A 16520-nucleotide genomic window follows, 5' to 3' on the forward strand; every position below is an offset into this window, starting at 1 on the left:
GCCGTCTCAGGAAATCGCGCTCGATCGCATTTAGGTCCATTCGTTACTGCGTCAGGTGTACCAGAAAAGCCTCGCAGGCAGTCTCGGCTTCGGCGAAGGTCTTGAAGGGAGACCCAGCAATTTTGATTGCCGGCCTGTTCAGGTGGATGGGCCGCCACGAGGCAATGAAGCCGGGCTGTCCGTGAAGCCCGGGACCGGTACGGCTTTCATTGCTGATCACGAACGAAAATCCGTCGCTGCTCGCCATCCATATTTCGAGCTCGTCCCGTGAGGTATCAACGCGAGTAAAGTGCAGGGCCAAATCACCCCCCACATTCTTACTCGTCATAAAGTGTCACGGGTGCAGGCCGGGCGCATTTACCTGCGTAAATTCCTGACGATCGCACAAAGGCGCAACCGCCAGCGCCTGGCAGCGCACGCGTGCGGCTGACGCGGTGACGGAGAGACAGGCCCGCCGGTACGTGCTGGCGGGCCTTTAACGTAACTGAATTACATTTCTAAGCTTTCCGTCGATCATCGAGACATGGCAGCAGACGATGACAAACGGGAAGCGCCGCCCCCCGATCCTTCGCGCTCAGCAGAGGCCTTGCAGGTTATTGAGGAGTACGCTGGCGACCTGCGGGAGATCATCAGGAAGCTTCGTCGCAAGCTGAATTGAGGCCGCGCATTCACCTCACGAGTCGATGGGCCTTCGTTCGCTTGCGGTGCGGCGGGACCTCCGGGCTTGGCTTCCATCTGTTCAGCGCGCGCGCGTGCTTGATGCCGGCGCCGAACTCCTCGCCGCTGGCCTTCAGCGTGTAGAGGAAAGGCGCGTTGATCTTCTCGATATGGATGCGACCGCCTTGCACGGGCTCGATGCTAGTGGCGATCTCGACCAGCTTCCGTGCTGCGGCTTCCGAGTTGACGAAGGGACGTTCGGTGGGTGATTTCTGTCACAGATAAAAAATCCGTCCTCAGGCATCTACACGAGCAGTGAGGCACTGGCTCGCTTCGAGCCGGATGTTGTTCACAGATACAAACTCTTTGGATAAATCATCATGATTCGTGAACTCATCGATACGGACCTCGAGGCGGTGGCTGGCGGTACTGTCAACGTTGCTTCGATCTCGCTCCCGACGTTGACCCAGACTCTTCTTCAGAACAACTCGCTCAACCAGACCGGTGTTGCTATCGGCGGCTCCGTTGTCCAGGTGGCCGGCCCTCAGTCGAACACCGGGGTCCAGGCTGGATCCATCAGCTAAGTCGGCAATGCCCGCACACTCCACGGGCTGCTCCCGAGGGGTGTGCGGGCTTTTCTCCTAAGGAGGCAAGTCATGATCCGTGAACTGACGGAGATGGAAGTCGAGGCGGTGTCTGGCGGCGATTTTATCGGACCTATCACCGTAGCCCCCCAGGTCATCACACAGATCAACGCTCCCGTGCAGGCCGCTGTGGCTGTCGGCGGTGACGCTGTGAACCTGATCAATGGTGGTCTAACAAACTTGGGTTTCCAATCGCACTAACAGACTTCGGTTTCCAACTGTAAAATGCAATAAAGCCCCCCGCCATCGGGAATGCCCGCCCGGGCTGCTCCCGTGGTGGGTTTTTTTGCGCGCACTTCCGCCCGCACACTCACTGCCGGCGGCGCGACAGGGACTGGATCAATCCCCGTTAGGCGCGAGCACCCTGGTCGGTCAAGTCGCCCACAGGCGCGTCTTCGAATGATCCGGGATCAGCTTGACGTCCGAGAGCCGCTGTAGGGCGCCACGCTTCATCGATATCCCATAGCCGGAGTCGGAGGCCTATTCCAATTGAAGTCCGGACGGACATCTGCACCGCGGCGGCCGCAGGCCTGGCAGACGAAGCGCGGCTCGATGTCAGACAGCCGCACCTCATCCCGCCAGCAGTCAGCGTTAAGGGCAACGCTATGGCTGCAACGGTAATCGGCGCACCAGACCAATACTCCACGCATGCCCATCTCGCGCATGTCGCCGAAGGTAATCTTGAACGGGCGGTGTGCGGTTCTCGCGGCGGACAGGTCTACGCATGCCGCTATCCAAGCGGCATCGTAAACCTAGATCGCGCCCATCTTCACACAGATCGCATAAGCAATCACAAAGGCGGGGAGAAAGAGAAGAAACCACACGACGCCGGCCGGCTCGCGATGCGATGCGAACTCACGGTTTGCGTCCGTCTTTTGGCCGTGAGGGACAATTGAATAGACCTGACTTGGACGCCTGCGTCTGGCTGCCTTCCTTAGGAGCTGCTTGACAGTGGTTTCGTGCTCGATTGTCGGGGCGTCTTTTCGATCGGACATCCGTGCTCTACCTCTTTGCCTTGAGCCCGATCGTGACCAGCCCATCACGCCCATCTTCACACAGATTGCATAAGCAATCACAAATGAATCGCGCACGCGACATGATTGAGTTGGGCCACAGGGCTTGCACCTCGGCTTGTTTCGAGGGAGGGCGGAGGCATGCAGGCACCCGGTCGAAGCCTCGAAGGGGTGAGGGCGGCATGCAGGATTCAAGCGCCTCCCATGCGCCTCGCAAATTATCGATTCCTCGCGGTTCAGAACGGCGGCGGGCTGCCCCGACGTTGGGCCCGCCGGTTCACGCTGGCGGGCTGCAAAAAGGCCGCAGCGTCGAATGCCGCTGCGGCCCCGCCGGGTCAAAAAAGAATTGGTGAAGTATTAGCCAGCCCCGGTAGCCAACAGGGTACGCGCCGATAATTCCGCACCTCAAATCAAATCCGGCGGGTCACTTAACGAACAGGATTAACTGTTGCAGTGGAGACATCATTAGGACAACTGCTCTGACTGATTATAGGGAAGAGCTGACGTTGGCCTGGCTGGCCTACCGAGGCTGGTAGTAGTCCGGAGTGGCGGGGGATCGGCTTCCTTTAGCATCGAAAGGAATTCGATCCTGACGGGAGCCGGGGCCCGTGGAGTGGCTGGCAAGACAAGTCTCTTTTACGACCCTTCCAATCCAGAACTGGATGTTATTTGCACTTGCGGGACTGATCATCGGTGCAGCGTTCGTCTTGATTGTGCGCGTGATGGCATCGCGCTGAAACTATGTGCAGCGGGGGTGCTGTTCGGGCCGGCTGCCCGTTAGTTTGTCATTTAAGGCTAACCCGGCTTCGCTACACTCTCCACATATCTTCTCTTCGCGAATCATGAACGGAAGGCATGGCAAAATCGTCTAAGCTGGTCGCTGCAAAGCGAGGCAAGATCTTGTTGGTGCGGCGTCGATCGGACGGTTTGTGGATGTTTCCAGGCGGCCGCAAGCGTGCACGTGAAACGAACAAGGACTGCTTGCGGCGCGAGATTGGCGAGGAGTTGCCAAGCTCAAACTGGGTCGCCTGAGCCTCTGGAAAGAACTGAAGGTGAAGAACAAACGCTCCGGCCGTCGAATGAGCGATGCAATCTTCATTGCGCGAAACGCCAAGGGCAGGTTAGCGATTGGCGATAAGAAGGAGATCGATCGTGCGATGTGGCGAAAACCCCACCGTGTTCGTCTGACACCGACATCCCGTCATATTCGGGACAAGTTACTTCCGAGATAGATCTGCCGAGCAGCCTCACTCAGTTGCCAACTTGGTTTCGATATAGGCGTTCACGGTTTCGGCAAAGGAGCGCTGAACACCAACCACGGCATTGCGCTGGGCTAGAACGTCCTGCTGGAGAAGCCGCAGATCGCTCTTACGGGCCATAGCTGGGGTGACCTCCAGGTACTCGTTGATAGCTCTTTCAGCTAAGGGCAGGGCATTTGGATCTCCCTTAGCTATCAGTCGGCGCAGGATTCCCAAGCAGGTGTCCAAGTATGGCATAGTTTGAAATATAGATGCACAGTCACACCTTATCCACTTCCGATCGCGGGCAAGAGACCAGTGTCTCATCTGCTGCCGCCAGCACCACGCGACATCTTCCACTCAACTCGGAAAGCACGCCTGAGCTGTCAGTGTTAGCGGCGAAAGGTTCAGAATCTCCGGGAATCGAAAAGCATACGTAGCGCTGACTTGATTGCCACAGGTCGGCGCCGAATAGGTGAACGTTTGCGCCGGCAAGCTTAGCCCCAGTGCCTGTTGGGCGGCGTAGCCGGTGATGGCAGTGCTACTTGGACACAGCGTGGGATTGACGCTGGCGCAACGCGCCGCGAACTCGGCGCCATGCTGTAAGCCAATCTGCGTCCATAGAACCAGGCCAAATTCGATAATACCAAAGATAAACAGGAAAAAAACGGGCGCGGTCAATGCAAACTCGAGAGCCGTGGCTCCTCGGGTGTCGTGCCACAGAGCTCGGAGCTTCATTGCAGCCTCGACGTCGCTTGGGCGGTAAACGTATAAAGCGGAGCAACGATCTGATAGTTGATGAGCGTATGGTACGTTGCTTGAGCCGAAACCGTGGCATAGGTGCCGGCAAGGTTGCCGCTCGGGCAAGTCGAGCCGCAACTCACGGTGCTCAGGCCAGCGGTGCCGGGACAACCACAGAATTGAAATGCGCCGGGCGAGGCCGTGATCGATGATGAATTGGTGGCGCTCGTTACCGCTGCGGAGATTCCTGTCGTGTCAAAGCCATGCGTAATCGCGTATTGGGCACCGACTTGCGCGGCGCCTTCAACTTGCATCTTGCGATAAACGGCCAGGCCGATATCGGTGACCGAGACGACCATCAGCGACAGGAGCGGAATCAAGATCCCGAATTCTATCGCCGCAGCGCCCCTCGCATCGCGAATGCCACCCTGAAGAAGAGTACGCCAGACACGCACTGACCTTACACTTCCGAGCAAAGGCTGAATGGTCATGACAAGCTTCCTCACTCGACAAGTTGCGCGGTTTGGACTCCGATGTTGGCGGTGCCAAGTCCAGAACAGTTGACCTGAACATTGGATGTGCCGGTGAAAGTAATGGTGTCAGCGATGATTTTTGTGCACGAGGTGCTGGTGCCGCTACCGCCGCTAAAACTTAGATTCGCCTTGGGAAGATAGATGGCGCCATTAAAGATCTGTGTAGCGCCGCCGGTCAGATTGAAGGTTGTTCCCACCGGCATGTTGCGATCGCCATACATGACGATGCCCTGCGTCGAGCCCGACGTCGGCGCCGTCAGATTGATGATCGCGTTGCTGCCCAGTGAGGCCGTGCCCCAGTTGCTGCCTGAACCGGTGAACACGAGCGTTACGCCAGTTCCAGTCAGCGTAGCGTTACCGGCCACGCTTAGGTTTGCACCGTCTAGATAGTAGATACCAGGGTCGAGGTCCAGGGTGGCTCCAGCGTTGACGGTGATATTCCCGCTATAGCAGCCGGGGCTGAGCGAGTTGGTCTTTCCGTTGGCATTGATCGTGATCTTGCCGTTGCTGCAGCTAGGCTTTGCCGGCGGATAAACGCTTGAATAGGGGTCGGCAGTCGGTCTTGCATGGGTCCTGATGCCGTTTGTCGCCGTGATGCTGCTCGCGCCGGAGATGTCCCCGGAAACTGAAACCTGATTGGCGGCCACCGTTCCGCTGCCGCTGACGTTCAGTGACGGGCTCGCGCTGGAATTGCTGTAGAGATTACATTTGATGAGATTGAGCTGATTGCTCCCGCTCACATTCACTGCAGGACTTGCTGTCGAGTCGAGTGCCAGCACGCAGCCCGTTCCGGAATTCGGCATCGCGACAGAGCGGGCGGTGATGAGAACCGGGTCAGAGCCAAACAACGCAGACAGCAGCCGTGGCTGCGATTGACTGACAACAACTTCGACGGCCTGAGTGTTGGCAACATAACTGCCAGTCGTCGGCGGCTGACTGACGCTAATGGTGACGTTGTTCAAGCCATTCGTGTAGCCATAAGCGGCGGTCACGGCGTTGGCCTCGGCCGCCAAATTGCTTCCAGCGGTTGCAGCGCTTACAGCTCCTGAATCTGCAGCGCTCTGCATATTCTTATGCTTGTAATACCACCATCCGACCTCCGTGCCGAGGCCGGCCGCGCCGACCAGAACGGGCATGAGCAGCGCGGAAATAATCACATAACTGCCCGACTGGTCTTGGATAAAGCGTCGAAGAATGCCTTGCTCGCGCGCGCAGCTCGGCGAGGCTTGTCGCAAAGCAGGGTCGAAGTTCATGCTAAAGGGTTCAAGGCGCATTGCAGCCTCATTCAGCTGATTGCAACTTTTTCCCGAGTAGAATTTACGAGCCGTTTTAAAGGCGGCCTAAAAGGATCGATAAAATTGAAAAGAGGCTTGGTGAAGCTTTGGGATTACGATGTTCGGTCGCCGCATTCTCTGGTCGTGGGTACAATTCGACCTCTGCTCTTATTGTCGACCTGCAAAATGTAGCCTGCCCGAGAACTGCTCGACGTTCGAGGGCGGATAGGTCGCCGCTTTGATGATGGCATACCCGCTTTCACCCGCCGCACTGCACGAATTCAGCTCAGCAGTTTTGCCCCAGCCGCCGTCATCGCCCGCTGGGAAAACTCGCTGATCTACTACGGCGATGTTCACGTCGGGACTATCGGTCTGCGGAGCAGCAACCGGTCGAGAGTGATTCATGGCATGGCGCTGCGGCTCGCGACTGGACGGCGGAGAAGTATGCCGCATGGGCGCGCGGCGAGAATATGCCATTGCAATTGCCGGCGTCCGTGGCGGCGAACGTTTCGACAGCCACGCCCCGGCCGTGAGTTACATCCATCGCGCGCACATTAGCGTCGCGCGCCAATTGGCCGAGACCAATGATATGCAATAATCCCCGAATACTTGATCAAGTTTAATGAGGTAATTGCGTCATAGGTGTTGAAGGGCTGAGCGATGAAAGCGTTTTGCGTCTGTACGAAAACTTTAAGCAACAGGTCTCGGCTGACAAGCTCAATAGAGGCCGTCACCGCCTAATGGGCGAGGCCGCCAAGCAGCAAGCCGAGCGGCTGAGAGAAGAAATCGATCGCCGACGCTTGCGGTACAATCCAATAGACTGGTGAGGCCGGGTGCCCTCCATCCACCCGTAAACTTCTAAAGTGTCCGGCCGTCGTCGGTCGGATAGCGGTCCCTTGCCATGCGAACCGATGAGGATACCAAGCCACCTCCGGCGTGCGAGAACTGCGCGCGAAATGATGCCGGTGGGACAATTGCCGGCAATCGGAAATCGCAGAGCCGTCCAGGTCTACAAGTGTCGTCCCTCCGGCGCATCGGGGTTTAGCCCGGGCATCAGATGCACGCGGCATCTTCAAGCACGTCCTCCAGACATCCCGGCGCATCGGGGTTCAGCCCGGGACATAAGATGCAAGCGGCGGCTCCGAATCCTTAAGCCGGCGACGACCAGCAGTTCGCATCGAGCTTCGCGCTCCGAGGCAGGACGTAGAACGGCCTCCACTAGTCGTCGCGTCACGCGGCGGTCGGACAGCCGCGTGGCGATGATCGCACGCCAAGCAAAGCATCCGGAGCTGTCGGTCGTGCTGTCGGCTGATATCGAAGTCCGCATCTGCATCGCGGTCCGGTGGGATACTGCAGCTTCCGCTGCCGATCTGCTGAGCCGGCGTCACGCCCGTGCAGAAGACGTTCTTGTCGCACTCATGGCATTTGAAATTGTCTCGGAGAGGCGTTCTTGCTGGCGTCGTCTTGCCGTGGCCCACTACGACGCGCGTCAGGCCGACATCACGACAAAACCGGCGCGTGGGAAATGCACACAGACCTCTCCGACCGCGGGATCGCTGCGTCGGATGACGATCTCATGGACGCCCGAGGCGACCAACTCGCCGACGACCGGGTCGCGTCCGGTATCATCCGGCGTGACGGTCACTGTCTGACCAGGTTTCCGGCCGATCGGATCTCGCGGATCGGGGATTACGCTGGCGATCGACGTAGCGTCCCTCGCCGCATCGAGCGCTTTTTTCGAGGTCGTTGGGCTCCGCCTGCCGTGGCCGATTGCGGCAATGCGCTCGGTCCAACTCAGCAGCCTCGGAAAGCCGTCGAGCGGCACCGCCGTTGGCCCGAATTTTTGTTTCAAGAACCAAATCGGATGGTAGGCGGCGAGATCGGCAAGGCTAGCGGCAGAGCCCTGCAAGAATGAGCGCTCGTCGATCAGCATCTGATTCAGCCAATCGAAATGCGCGCGCAACTGATCGAGCAGGTTCGGTACTGCCGCCATCATCGCGGCCGGATCGATATTTCGGCCGGAGAATTTGATTCAGCCAATCGAAATGCGCGCGCAACTGATCGAGCAGGTTCGGTACTGCCGCCATCATCGCGGCCGGATCGATATTTCGGCCGGAGAATTTGGCCCGATCTTCGAGAAATCCTTCGGGCAACGCGTCGGGTCTCTTCGCGAACGCGATGCTAACAGCCGGGCTGAACGTTGTCTTCTCGGCCCACCAGGCAAGCGCATCGGCCGCGCCGTGGCCGGCGGGATAAAAGCTCGGGGTGGGATGCCGGCGCTCGAGTTCGCGCATAATCAACTGGCTATCGCAATAGATGTCTGCGCCGATCTGCAACACGGGCGTCTTGCGGTAGCCTCCGGTCAGCGCCGTCAGGTCGGGTTTTGGCATGATGACGGGGATTTCCACCGATTCCCAGGCCAAGCCCTTCAGACCAAGACCGAGCCGAACTTTCTCCGAATAGGGAGAGGTCTCGTAGTGATGCAGGATGATATCGGTCATCGAGACGGCCCTCGTTTTGGGATGATCGTTGCCCTGGATATCCCGCTCGCATCACCGGCTCTACCATAATCTTTAGCGATCTTACGTTCGGCGGTCGGCCAACTTCAGGAAAGTCGAGAGAAGTGTTGAAACGCCGAGGGTGTAAGGCCGTAAGCCTGTTTAAATGCGGTACTGAAATGGCTGTAGCTTGAAAAACCGAGGTCGAGCGCCAAGCCCGTCAAATCTGAACAATCATCAAGCAGGTCAAGCGCCCGGGCGAGCCGCAGTTGGAGTTGATAACGACAAAGCGGCAGACCCTCGACTTGCCGGAACAGCTGAGTGAGATAGACCGGCGAGACGCCGACGGCGCTGCCAATCTCAGCCAACGTCCATCGGCGTCCAAGATCTGAAGAAAGCACAAGTTTGGCGCGGTCCACCAGTTTTTGCCGCCCTACGCTGCCGGATGCGGCGTACGATGTGCGCTTCCCGAGGGCGCGGCTTACCAGCGATAGGATCAAATCCTCAGCTTCAAGAGTCTCAGTCATCCCGCGGGCAAGACGATGACGCACAAGTGCTGCGAGCAACTGTGCGGGCGCATCAATACGCATGCGAGGCCGGTTGAAAAGGAGTCGAGCTTTCGTATGGAGGAAGTCGGCAGGCGCCAGCTCCAACAGCGTCGCCTCATCGATTCCGATCGATAGACTTGCATCGCCGCCTTCAAGAGGATGGCTAACTCGATAGGGTTCACTTTCATTAAAGAACACCACCTGATTCGCTTCCGCGACTGTCTCGACCTGACCTGTATGATGCACGTAGACGCCGCGGTAAGGAAACACGAGATGTGTTGTGCTAACGCATTCCTCGGCGCTTTTGTGCTTGCATGTGCCTGAGCACAAAACGTCCCACACCGCTACGGTGTCAGTCGCCAAAAGTGGGTGAGAGCTGATTTCAGCCATTGTTGAACTGCCTACCCGGCCGCGTCGAGCTCAGTATCCTCGGTTGTCGGTTACGGTTCCTCGCCAGCTAGGTCATGGCCGCCTACGCGCGGCATCGGCGTCTGCCATTTACGAGAGCGGATATTCGCCAAGGTGAATGGTAGGTCGGCTAAGGCCATTTCCGGACTCATGAGGTCAACGGATTGCTTTTTCGACCGTTCCATTGAGGTCTATGAACTCGACGGCAAGATTTTCTCCCTCGGCATATCCAAGTTCTTTCAGCCGCTGTTCGAATGCTGTCCACAATGGTCCCGTGCGGGGTTGAATCGTCGCGATACCCACCCGCGTCATTTTGCGCGGTGCTTGCGCGCTGGACAGACGTGCAAGCGTGGTACCACCTCCCATGACGGCTAGGCCGGTGAGGGAATCACGCCGTCTCATGGATTTCTCGCCCCTAAGAGTGCTGCGCTGTAAAAGCCTAGCACAGTCTTCGAACGACTACGGTGTGGTCGCATTGCAGCAAATTGGGCCGCTCGACTTCCGCTAATGGGATGGTCCGGCCGTGCTCCAGCCCCGCCAGTGCGAGAAGCTGGCAAGGGCCGCTCAAGTCAAGGAGCACGCCATGTCTCAGAACCTCAACACAGCGATCGCCGTGATCGGCATCGATATCGGCAAGAACTCGTTCCACCTCGTGGGTCATGATCACCGCGGTGCCATCGTGCTGCGTCAGAAGTAGTCACGCAGCCAGGTGGAAGCACGGCTCGCGAACTTGCCGCCGTGCTTGATCGGTATGGAGGCTTGCGTTGGCGCGCATCACCTCAGTCGCAAGCTCCAAATGCTTGGCCACGACGCTCGCTTGATGCCGGCGAAATACGTGCGCCCCTACTCGAAGGGGCAGAAGAATGACTTCCGAGATGCGGAAGCCATCGCTGAGGCTGTCCAACGCCCGACCATGAAATTCGTCGCGACCAAGACAGCCGACCGGCTCGACCTTCAGGCGCGGCACCGCGTCCGCGATCGATTGGTCGGCCAGCGGTGGCGTCCGATGATGGTGAAGCGGGCGATCGCGGCGACCGCCTGACGCATTGCTGACGTAAAAAACCGGCCGCAGGGGCCGGGCTGAACCAAAGTCTGTTGCGCGAGAGGAGAAAACCACTTTCGCGTGGCGGCGGCTAGACCACCTCGGCGAGCGGTCTTCAATCGTGGAAGAACTAGGCCTGCCGCAGGATCGCGGCCGGGGGCGACGGCACCGCGGTTCGTCTGTCAGCCCCCGGGGCCGTCCTTCATGATGTAGCCCATCAGGTCGTCCACGTTGTGCTCCAAATCCCGGATGATGTTCTTGACGACGTCTCCGATCGAGATCACGCCCACGACCTTGCCTGCGTCTAGCACTGGCAGATGGCGAAAACCGCGCGCAGCCATCATTGCCATGCAGCCTTCTAGCCGATCGTCCGGCTTGACCGTCACCGGGTTGCCCGTCATCACTTGGCCCACCGGCGTCTGCTTCGCATCGAGCCCGGGCAGCAGCACTTTGATGGCGCAGTCACCCTGGGTCACGATACCGACCAGCACGTCGTCGTCGATGACCAGCACCGACCGGACCTGGTTGTCGCGCATCTGGCGCAAGGCTTCGACGACCATGTCGCCGGAACGAACACGGATCAGGGCGCCACTCTTCTGGGCCAGAGCGTTTTTTACAGTGCTCATCGATCTCCTGTCGTGGGCCCTGTTCCTTCCCGCCTTGCAGGTTAGTCGAAATATCTTGCCTTGTCAGCACCGCGCCGGGCTACGCCATCGAGGCGGTGAAGATCCCGCTGTCGGGATCGGTGGCAGGCTTCGCTGGCACATCGCCTGCAGCACCTTCACACTTCCAGCTCGAAGCCGCTGCCTTCCGTTTCGATGGATGTGCCACGTCTATTTCCCTCACCGAGGCAGCAGGTCTTGTTTCGGGATCGGGCTGTAACACCAACCCGTAAACCCCAGTCAGGCACCTCGGCGAAATGGAAGTAATCAAGCGGTTCGGCGACAACGCCCGCAACGTTTCTGCCTCCGTCGCCGGTGCTGACAGAAGGCGCTATGATCACATATGCCCCAAAATGGATTGGCGTCCATGAGAGGTCTGCTCGGGGTCAGACTCGGAATAACTCGCAGTGAGCACAACGAGTCCGCTTTGCGCCGATAGGCGGACGCAGCAGCGGACCCTCAAGGAGGCCTGCGTCGGGCCACAGCAGACTGTTGTCGCGCTATTCGATCACCTCGTCGGCAGTGGCGAGAAGCGTCTGCGGGATGGTCAGGCCAAGCGCCTTTGCCGTTCTCAGATTAAAAATGAGTTCGAACGTGGTGGGCTGCTGGACTGGTAGGTCCGCCGGCTTCTCACCCTTGAGAATGCGTCCGGCATAGACGCCCGACTTGCGGTACATATCGGCAAGGGTTGATCCGTAGCTAACGAGGCCGCCAGCAGCGGGGAATTCACGTGACTGATAGACTGCGGGCAACGCTTTTTCAGCTATGGCGGCAATAATTTTCTCGCGCCGAGACACGTAAAATGGATCGTTGGCAACAAGAATACCACCTGCCTTCCACTGTGGCAGGGTGGCCAGCGCCGCGTCGAGCTGTCCGTCAGTGGCAGCCTGCAGGAAGTGAATGCTGACACCGACGGATTTTCCGGCCGTCTCCACATTTGCGGTGACGTCGGGCGCGTTCGGATTGTCTGGGTTGACCAGCGCCGCAATGAGGTCGGTGGAGGGAGCGAGCTGCCGTAACAACTCAACGCGCTTAGCCTCAAGGGCGCTTGTGCTCAGCGTAACGCCGGTAGAATTGCCGCCGGGGCGCGGCAGGCTGGTCACCAGTCCCGCTCGCACCGGGTCGCTGCCCATGACGAAAACCAGGGGGATATCCACTGATACCTTGCGTGCCTCGATGGCGGCGACGGAGCCGCCCGCGGTGTACAGCACGGCGACATGACGGCTAACCAAATCACTGGCGAGTTGCTGTAGCCGATCATACTTACCCTCCGCCCAGCGATACTCCACAACAACGTCGTGCCGTTCGCGAAAGCCAGATTCCTCTAGCCCGCGTAGAAACGCCGCAACGAGATGCGCGTTCGGTCCAGGGGACCCGCCGTGCAGGAAACCAACCACTGGTACGTGCTGCTGCGCCCTCGCTGCGAGCGGCCACGCGAGGCTGGCACTGCCAAGCGCACCGAGGAATTCGCGCCGCCTCATGCCCGCCTCCGACCCAAGAGACAACAGCTTATCGTTTCAGCCGGGCTCATTGATAGGGGCCAAAAACCCAGCTTCGCTACTGCGTACATTCTGTCCGATGTCCGTTGAGGGTCAAAATGCGAAGAACTCAGCGTGTTCGCTATGCCCCACTCAGCGGACCTCAATGAGAGCTGCCGCCACTTCGCTGATCGGCCACTACCGAACTACGCCGCCCGTTGCAGCCGCTCATCGATTTCCTCGCGCAACAGCCCGAAGTCGATCGGCTTGGTCAGCAGGCCGGCGGCCCCGAGTTGAGCAGCTTTCTTCTTTGTCGCTTCATCGCCGTAGGCCGTGATCATGATCACGGGCACGTTCGGCCTCGCTGCCCTTACCTTCGGCAGCATTTCAAGTCCGCTCATGCCGGGCATGTTGATGTCCGACAGGATCAGGATCAGTAAGGGATCGGCGATCGTCTTCGTGCGCTCCAGCGCCTCCGCCGCTGACGTCGCAAACTCCATGACAAAACGTCCGGAGCGAATGTCCCGGCGGAATTGCTGGCGAAACAGGTGTTCGACGTCGGGTTCGTCATCGACCACAAGGATATAGGTGCTCAATTTCTCTGCCCCTGCTTCTGCTTGCTAAGGCATGACACGCAGCAACGTAATAACGAATTCGGTAAAGGAACCGGGTTCAGTCACAACTTCAATTGTACCTCCGTGCTGTTTCACCACGATGTCGTGGCTCATGGACAGCCCGAGCCCGGTACCTTCACCAGCCGGTTTTGTCGTGAAGAACGGGTTGAAAATCTTCTCCCGGATTTCGAGCGGGATGCCATTACCATTGTCGCGGATGCGCACTTCGACCCTGTCGCCGAGGTTTCGTGTTGCCGCTTTTAACCTCGGTTCAAAGCCGTTGCCGGCCGTCCCTGCGCGCTGGGTAGCGGCGTAAAACCCGTTCGAGATCAGGTTCAAAAGCGCCCGGGTGACCTCCTGCGGGTAGATGTCGGCAACTCCGATCGCCGGATCGAAATCGCGCTCCAGTGTGATGTTGAAACCCTGTTTCTCTGCGCGGGCTCCATGGTAGGCGAGGTTAAGGCTCTCGTCGATGATTGCGTTGATCTCAACTGCCCGATGCTCACCAGAGCCCTCGCGGGAATGCAGCAGCATGTTCTTGACGATGGAGTCGGCGCGCCTGCCGTGCTGTACGACCCTTCCGAGGTTGTCCTTCAAGGTGCCGGTCAGCTCGCTGACTTCCTCGCGGACCTTGCTAGGCAACGCTACCGGTTTGAGTACGTCGCTCAACTCGTCTGTCAACTCGGATGAGAGTGCCGCAAAATTGTTCACGAAATTGAGCGGGTTCTTGATCTCGTGCGCGATGCCGGCAGTCAATTGCCCAAGCGCCGCCATTTTCTGGGCATGGACCAGGCTCGCCTGCGCCGTCTGCAACTCGCGCAACGCCGTCTCGGCGGCGTCCCGTGCTGCGCGAACCGCCTGCTCGGCGCGCTTCCGCTCCGTGATGTCGGCATAGATCAGCACGAAGCCGCCGCCCGGTACCGGATTGCGGCGCACCTCGATGACGCGGCCGTCGGGCCGCATACGCTCGAAGCGCATCTCAAGCCTGGTGTCTTCGACCGTGCGGCTGAGTTGAGCTTCGAGATCGGCCGAGACGTACTCGCCGCGCTCAGCGAGATAGCGGAAATATTCGGCAAAGCTCGGCCGCGCGGCTAGAAAAGCGTCGGGCAGCTCGAGCATCTCCTGGAAATTGCGGTTCCACGCGGTAAGTCGCGCCGCGGTATCGAACATGACGACCCCGTCGCCCATATTGTCGAACGTGACGCGCAGCTCGGCCTGACGACCGCGCAATTCATCGAAGAGCCTGGCATTCTCGATCGCGATCACAGCCTGGTCGGCGAAGCTGGTGGCGAGTTCGATCTCTTTGTTCGTAAAAGGTTCGACGAGCGTCCGGGCAATGCTGTATACACCTATCAGCGTATCCTCGCGAAGCAGCGGAATGCCAAGCGTCGTGCGGTAGCCGGCGATCTCCTGCCCTTCGCTGAGGGTGTATTCTGGATCCTGCAAGACATCGGGGATGAGGACGGCTCGACGCTCCAACGCGGCGCGACCGGATGTCGAGCCGCGGCCAGGCGTGAACGGGTGCGTTTGAAAGAATTCTCTTGCCTCCGCCGAAAGCCCGCAGGCCGCGATCAGGTGCCACAGGTCATGGCGCAGGTGGAACATATATACCTGGTCTGCGCGGCAGAGACGCGCCACGGTCTCCACCAGCGTGTCGAGCACCGTCTCGAGGTCGATGGACGACCGGCTGATAGTCTTGAGCACGTCTGCGGTGGCGGTCTGTTGCTGCAGCGACTCCTCGAGATCGCGCGTCTTGGCCTGGACCTCGTCGAACAGGCGGACGTTGGCGATCGCGATCACGGCCTGGTCGGCGAAGGTCTGCAGCAGCTCAATCTGTTTCTCGCTGAATGGACGTACCTCCATACGGCGAAGCGCAATTACGCCGATGCACTCGCCTTCGCGCAGCAGGGGTACGGCTAGCACGGTGCGAGCACCGTCCCGGCGTGCGAGTTCGCGCCCGTCGGGAAACTCGTCGCCTTCAGGCGAAAGGAGGTCATGCACATGTACAGCTCTGCGGTCGACTGCCGCACGCCCCGTGACCCATAGGCGGTTGATTGGCCGCCGTTTCCAGACAACCGGGGCCGACCCGTGCTGCACCTGGAATACGAGGTGATCGCCATCCCTCAAGGCGACGTGGGCCTCTTCTGCTTCGCAAATCACGCAGGCGCTCTCCACGATTGCCGTCAGCACCGGTTCGACATCAGTCGGCGATGAGGCGATGACCTTGAGGATGTTAGCGCTGCCGGTCTGGTAGGTGAGGGCGTCCGTCAAATCGCGCGTCCTGGTCCGCACCTCGTCGAAGAGGCGGACGTTCTCGATCGCGATCACAGCCTGGTCGGCAAATGTTGTCGCCAATTCGATCTGCTTTTGTGTAAACGGACGCGCTTCCTTCCGCGTTATTACGATGACGCCAATGGGGGCGCCATCGCGCAGCATTGGTACCGCGAGGACGGCGCGAAAATCCGCAAGCCGCTGGCCTTCCGTGAAGGTGTATTCCGGATCGGCAAGCGCATCGGGGATATGAACGGCTGTCCCTTCGAGCAACGCGCTTCTGATCGCCGAGCCTCTGTCCGCCGCGACCGGAATGGTTCTGGAGTATTCGATAAACTGGTCAGGAAAACCATAAGCCTCCGCCCGAAAGAACACGCCGCCACGTTGGCGAGTGATTTGCGCCATGTCGGCATCGCACAGCCGGGCAACCGACTCGACGAGAGCTTGCAGCACAGCCTGCAGGTTGAACGTCGAGCGACTGATGACTTTCAGAACTTCGGCTGTGGCGCTCTGTTGCTCCCGCGTCTCTTTCAACTCGCGGGAGAGAATGCTGACCTGTTTTTGCAGATCGGCAACGGAAGGGACCGCAATCGCGCGAGCCTTGGCCCTATTCGCGCGCCGCCCCTTAATCGGTTGCTCGTTTCCATCACGTTGTCGCATTTCGCTCCCCTCGGGCGGATCACGACAAGGCTTAATCTTATGCAAATCTTGCGTTTCCCGCTATGGCAAGAAGTCCGCCTGGGGGCAAAATGAAGAACTCAACGTGAGTAAATCGAGTCCGCAATAGGCGGCCACCTCTCGCCGCCTTGTCGCTGTCGATGCGGAATACTCGCCCGAGGAGAGCAACCCCAAGACCTCGCCTGGAAGGGGCGAGATCGAACCCGACTTGCGGTCGTTGG

The 16520-nt window shown here is 59.2% G+C and carries 18 protein-coding genes and 3 pseudogenes; 6 read left to right on the plus strand and 15 right to left on the minus strand.

From position 1 onward, the window contains the following. Positions 1–43: 43 nt before the first annotated feature. On the minus strand, positions 44–247 hold the full coding sequence (locus NLN62_RS30985) for a hypothetical protein (RefSeq protein ID WP_371933045.1): 204 nt from the start codon (positions 245–247) through the stop codon (positions 44–46). A 276-nt stretch (positions 248–523) separates the two neighbouring features. Between NLN62_RS30985 and NLN62_RS53040 the strand changes: the two genes are divergently transcribed. After that, positions 524–658, plus strand: a complete 135-nt coding sequence (locus NLN62_RS53040) for a hypothetical protein (RefSeq protein ID WP_256575984.1) — start codon at positions 524–526, stop codon at positions 656–658. Positions 659–668: 10 nt separating this feature from the next. On the opposite strand, the gene NLN62_RS30990 is transcribed toward NLN62_RS53040, so the two are convergent. Next, the gene (locus NLN62_RS30990) at positions 669–848 is read right to left on the minus strand and encodes a hypothetical protein (RefSeq protein WP_035665280.1); all 180 of its coding nucleotides are present in this window, start codon (positions 846–848) and stop codon (positions 669–671) included. A 189-nt stretch (positions 849–1037) separates the two neighbouring features. Between NLN62_RS30990 and NLN62_RS30995 the strand changes: the two genes are divergently transcribed. The 3 genes and pseudogenes from NLN62_RS30995 (at position 1038) to NLN62_RS31005 (ending at position 3546) form a co-directional block, all read left to right on the plus strand. Beyond that, on the plus strand, positions 1038–1241 hold the full coding sequence (locus NLN62_RS30995) for a hypothetical protein (RefSeq protein ID WP_254111339.1): 204 nt from the start codon (positions 1038–1040) through the stop codon (positions 1239–1241). Positions 1242–1313: 72 nt separating this feature from the next. Continuing rightward, positions 1314–1502: a hypothetical protein gene (locus NLN62_RS31000; protein ID WP_254107408.1), complete on the plus strand. Its 189-nt coding sequence runs from the start codon at positions 1314–1316 to the stop codon at positions 1500–1502. A 1667-nt stretch (positions 1503–3169) separates the two neighbouring features. Further along, a pseudogene (locus tag NLN62_RS31005) lies at positions 3170–3546 on the plus strand (NUDIX hydrolase). A gap of 15 nt (positions 3547–3561) precedes the next feature. Here the strand turns inward: NLN62_RS31005 and NLN62_RS31010 are convergent. From NLN62_RS31010 to NLN62_RS31030, 5 genes are all read right to left on the minus strand, one after another. Continuing rightward, positions 3562–3789, minus strand: coding sequence for a hypothetical protein (locus tag NLN62_RS31010; protein ID WP_245288303.1), 228 nt, complete (start codon positions 3787–3789; stop codon positions 3562–3564). 123 nt (positions 3790–3912) lie between these two features. Continuing rightward, complete coding sequence (locus NLN62_RS31015; protein ID WP_084801920.1) at positions 3913–4290, minus strand: TadE/TadG family type IV pilus assembly protein; 378 nt, start codon at positions 4288–4290, stop codon at positions 3913–3915. Then, on the minus strand, positions 4287–4784 hold the full coding sequence (locus NLN62_RS31020; protein ID WP_254111340.1) for a TadE/TadG family type IV pilus assembly protein: 498 nt from the start codon (positions 4782–4784) through the stop codon (positions 4287–4289). The genes NLN62_RS31015 and NLN62_RS31020 overlap by 4 nt, the downstream gene beginning before the upstream one ends. A gap of 11 nt (positions 4785–4795) precedes the next feature. After that, the gene (locus NLN62_RS31025; RefSeq protein ID WP_254111341.1) at positions 4796–6100 is read right to left on the minus strand and encodes a TadE/TadG family type IV pilus assembly protein; all 1305 of its coding nucleotides are present in this window, start codon (positions 6098–6100) and stop codon (positions 4796–4798) included. Positions 6101–6268: 168 nt separating this feature from the next. Next, a complete protein-coding gene (locus tag NLN62_RS31030) occupies positions 6269–6457 on the minus strand; it encodes a hypothetical protein (RefSeq protein ID WP_254111342.1) in 189 nt (62 codons plus the stop codon). Between the two features lie 896 nt (positions 6458–7353). On the opposite strand from NLN62_RS31030, the gene NLN62_RS31035 reads away from it, so the two are divergent. Further along, a complete protein-coding gene (locus NLN62_RS31035) occupies positions 7354–7752 on the plus strand; it encodes a hypothetical protein (protein ID WP_254111343.1) in 399 nt (132 codons plus the stop codon). Between the two features lie 176 nt (positions 7753–7928). On the opposite strand, the pseudogene NLN62_RS53645 reads toward NLN62_RS31035, so the two are convergent. The 4 genes and pseudogenes from NLN62_RS53645 to NLN62_RS31050 form a co-directional block, all read right to left on the minus strand. Beyond that, positions 7929–8033 (minus strand): annotated as a pseudogene (locus NLN62_RS53645) (hypothetical protein); the annotation flags it as partial. Continuing rightward, the gene (locus tag NLN62_RS31040) at positions 7990–8601 is read right to left on the minus strand and encodes a glutathione S-transferase family protein (protein WP_254111344.1); all 612 of its coding nucleotides are present in this window, start codon (positions 8599–8601) and stop codon (positions 7990–7992) included. The pseudogene NLN62_RS53645 and the gene NLN62_RS31040, both read right to left, overlap by 44 nt. 104 nt (positions 8602–8705) lie before the next feature. Further along, on the minus strand, positions 8706–9536 hold the full coding sequence (locus NLN62_RS31045) for an AraC family transcriptional regulator (RefSeq protein ID WP_254111345.1): 831 nt from the start codon (positions 9534–9536) through the stop codon (positions 8706–8708). 174 nt (positions 9537–9710) lie between these two features. Further along, positions 9711–9956 carry a hypothetical protein gene (locus tag NLN62_RS31050; protein ID WP_254111346.1) on the minus strand — a complete coding sequence of 82 codons (246 nt, stop codon included), beginning with the start codon at positions 9954–9956 and terminating at the stop codon, positions 9711–9713. Between the two features lie 181 nt (positions 9957–10137). Between NLN62_RS31050 and NLN62_RS53650 the strand changes: the two are divergent. Continuing rightward, a pseudogene (locus NLN62_RS53650) lies at positions 10138–10584 on the plus strand (transposase); the annotation flags it as partial. A gap of 194 nt (positions 10585–10778) precedes the next feature. Here NLN62_RS53650 and NLN62_RS31060 read toward each other — a convergent pair. From NLN62_RS31060 to NLN62_RS31075, 4 genes are all read right to left on the minus strand, one after another. Further along, positions 10779–11222 (minus strand): CBS domain-containing protein, encoded by a 444-nt coding sequence (locus tag NLN62_RS31060; protein WP_254111347.1) that lies wholly within the window; start codon positions 11220–11222, stop codon positions 10779–10781. Positions 11223–11758: 536 nt separating this feature from the next. After that, positions 11759–12739, minus strand: a complete 981-nt coding sequence (locus tag NLN62_RS31065; protein ID WP_254111348.1) for an ABC transporter substrate-binding protein — start codon at positions 12737–12739, stop codon at positions 11759–11761. 203 nt (positions 12740–12942) lie between these two features. Then, positions 12943–13332, minus strand: coding sequence for a response regulator (locus NLN62_RS31070; protein ID WP_027527826.1), 390 nt, complete (start codon positions 13330–13332; stop codon positions 12943–12945). 24 nt (positions 13333–13356) lie between these two features. Beyond that, positions 13357–16281 carry a GAF domain-containing sensor histidine kinase gene (locus NLN62_RS31075; RefSeq protein WP_254111349.1) on the minus strand — a complete coding sequence of 975 codons (2925 nt, stop codon included), beginning with the start codon at positions 16279–16281 and terminating at the stop codon, positions 13357–13359. Positions 16282–16520: the final 239 nt, after the last annotated feature.

The organism is Bradyrhizobium sp. CCGUVB23 (assembly GCF_024199885.1).
Lineage (GTDB): Bacteria > Pseudomonadota > Alphaproteobacteria > Rhizobiales > Xanthobacteraceae > Bradyrhizobium.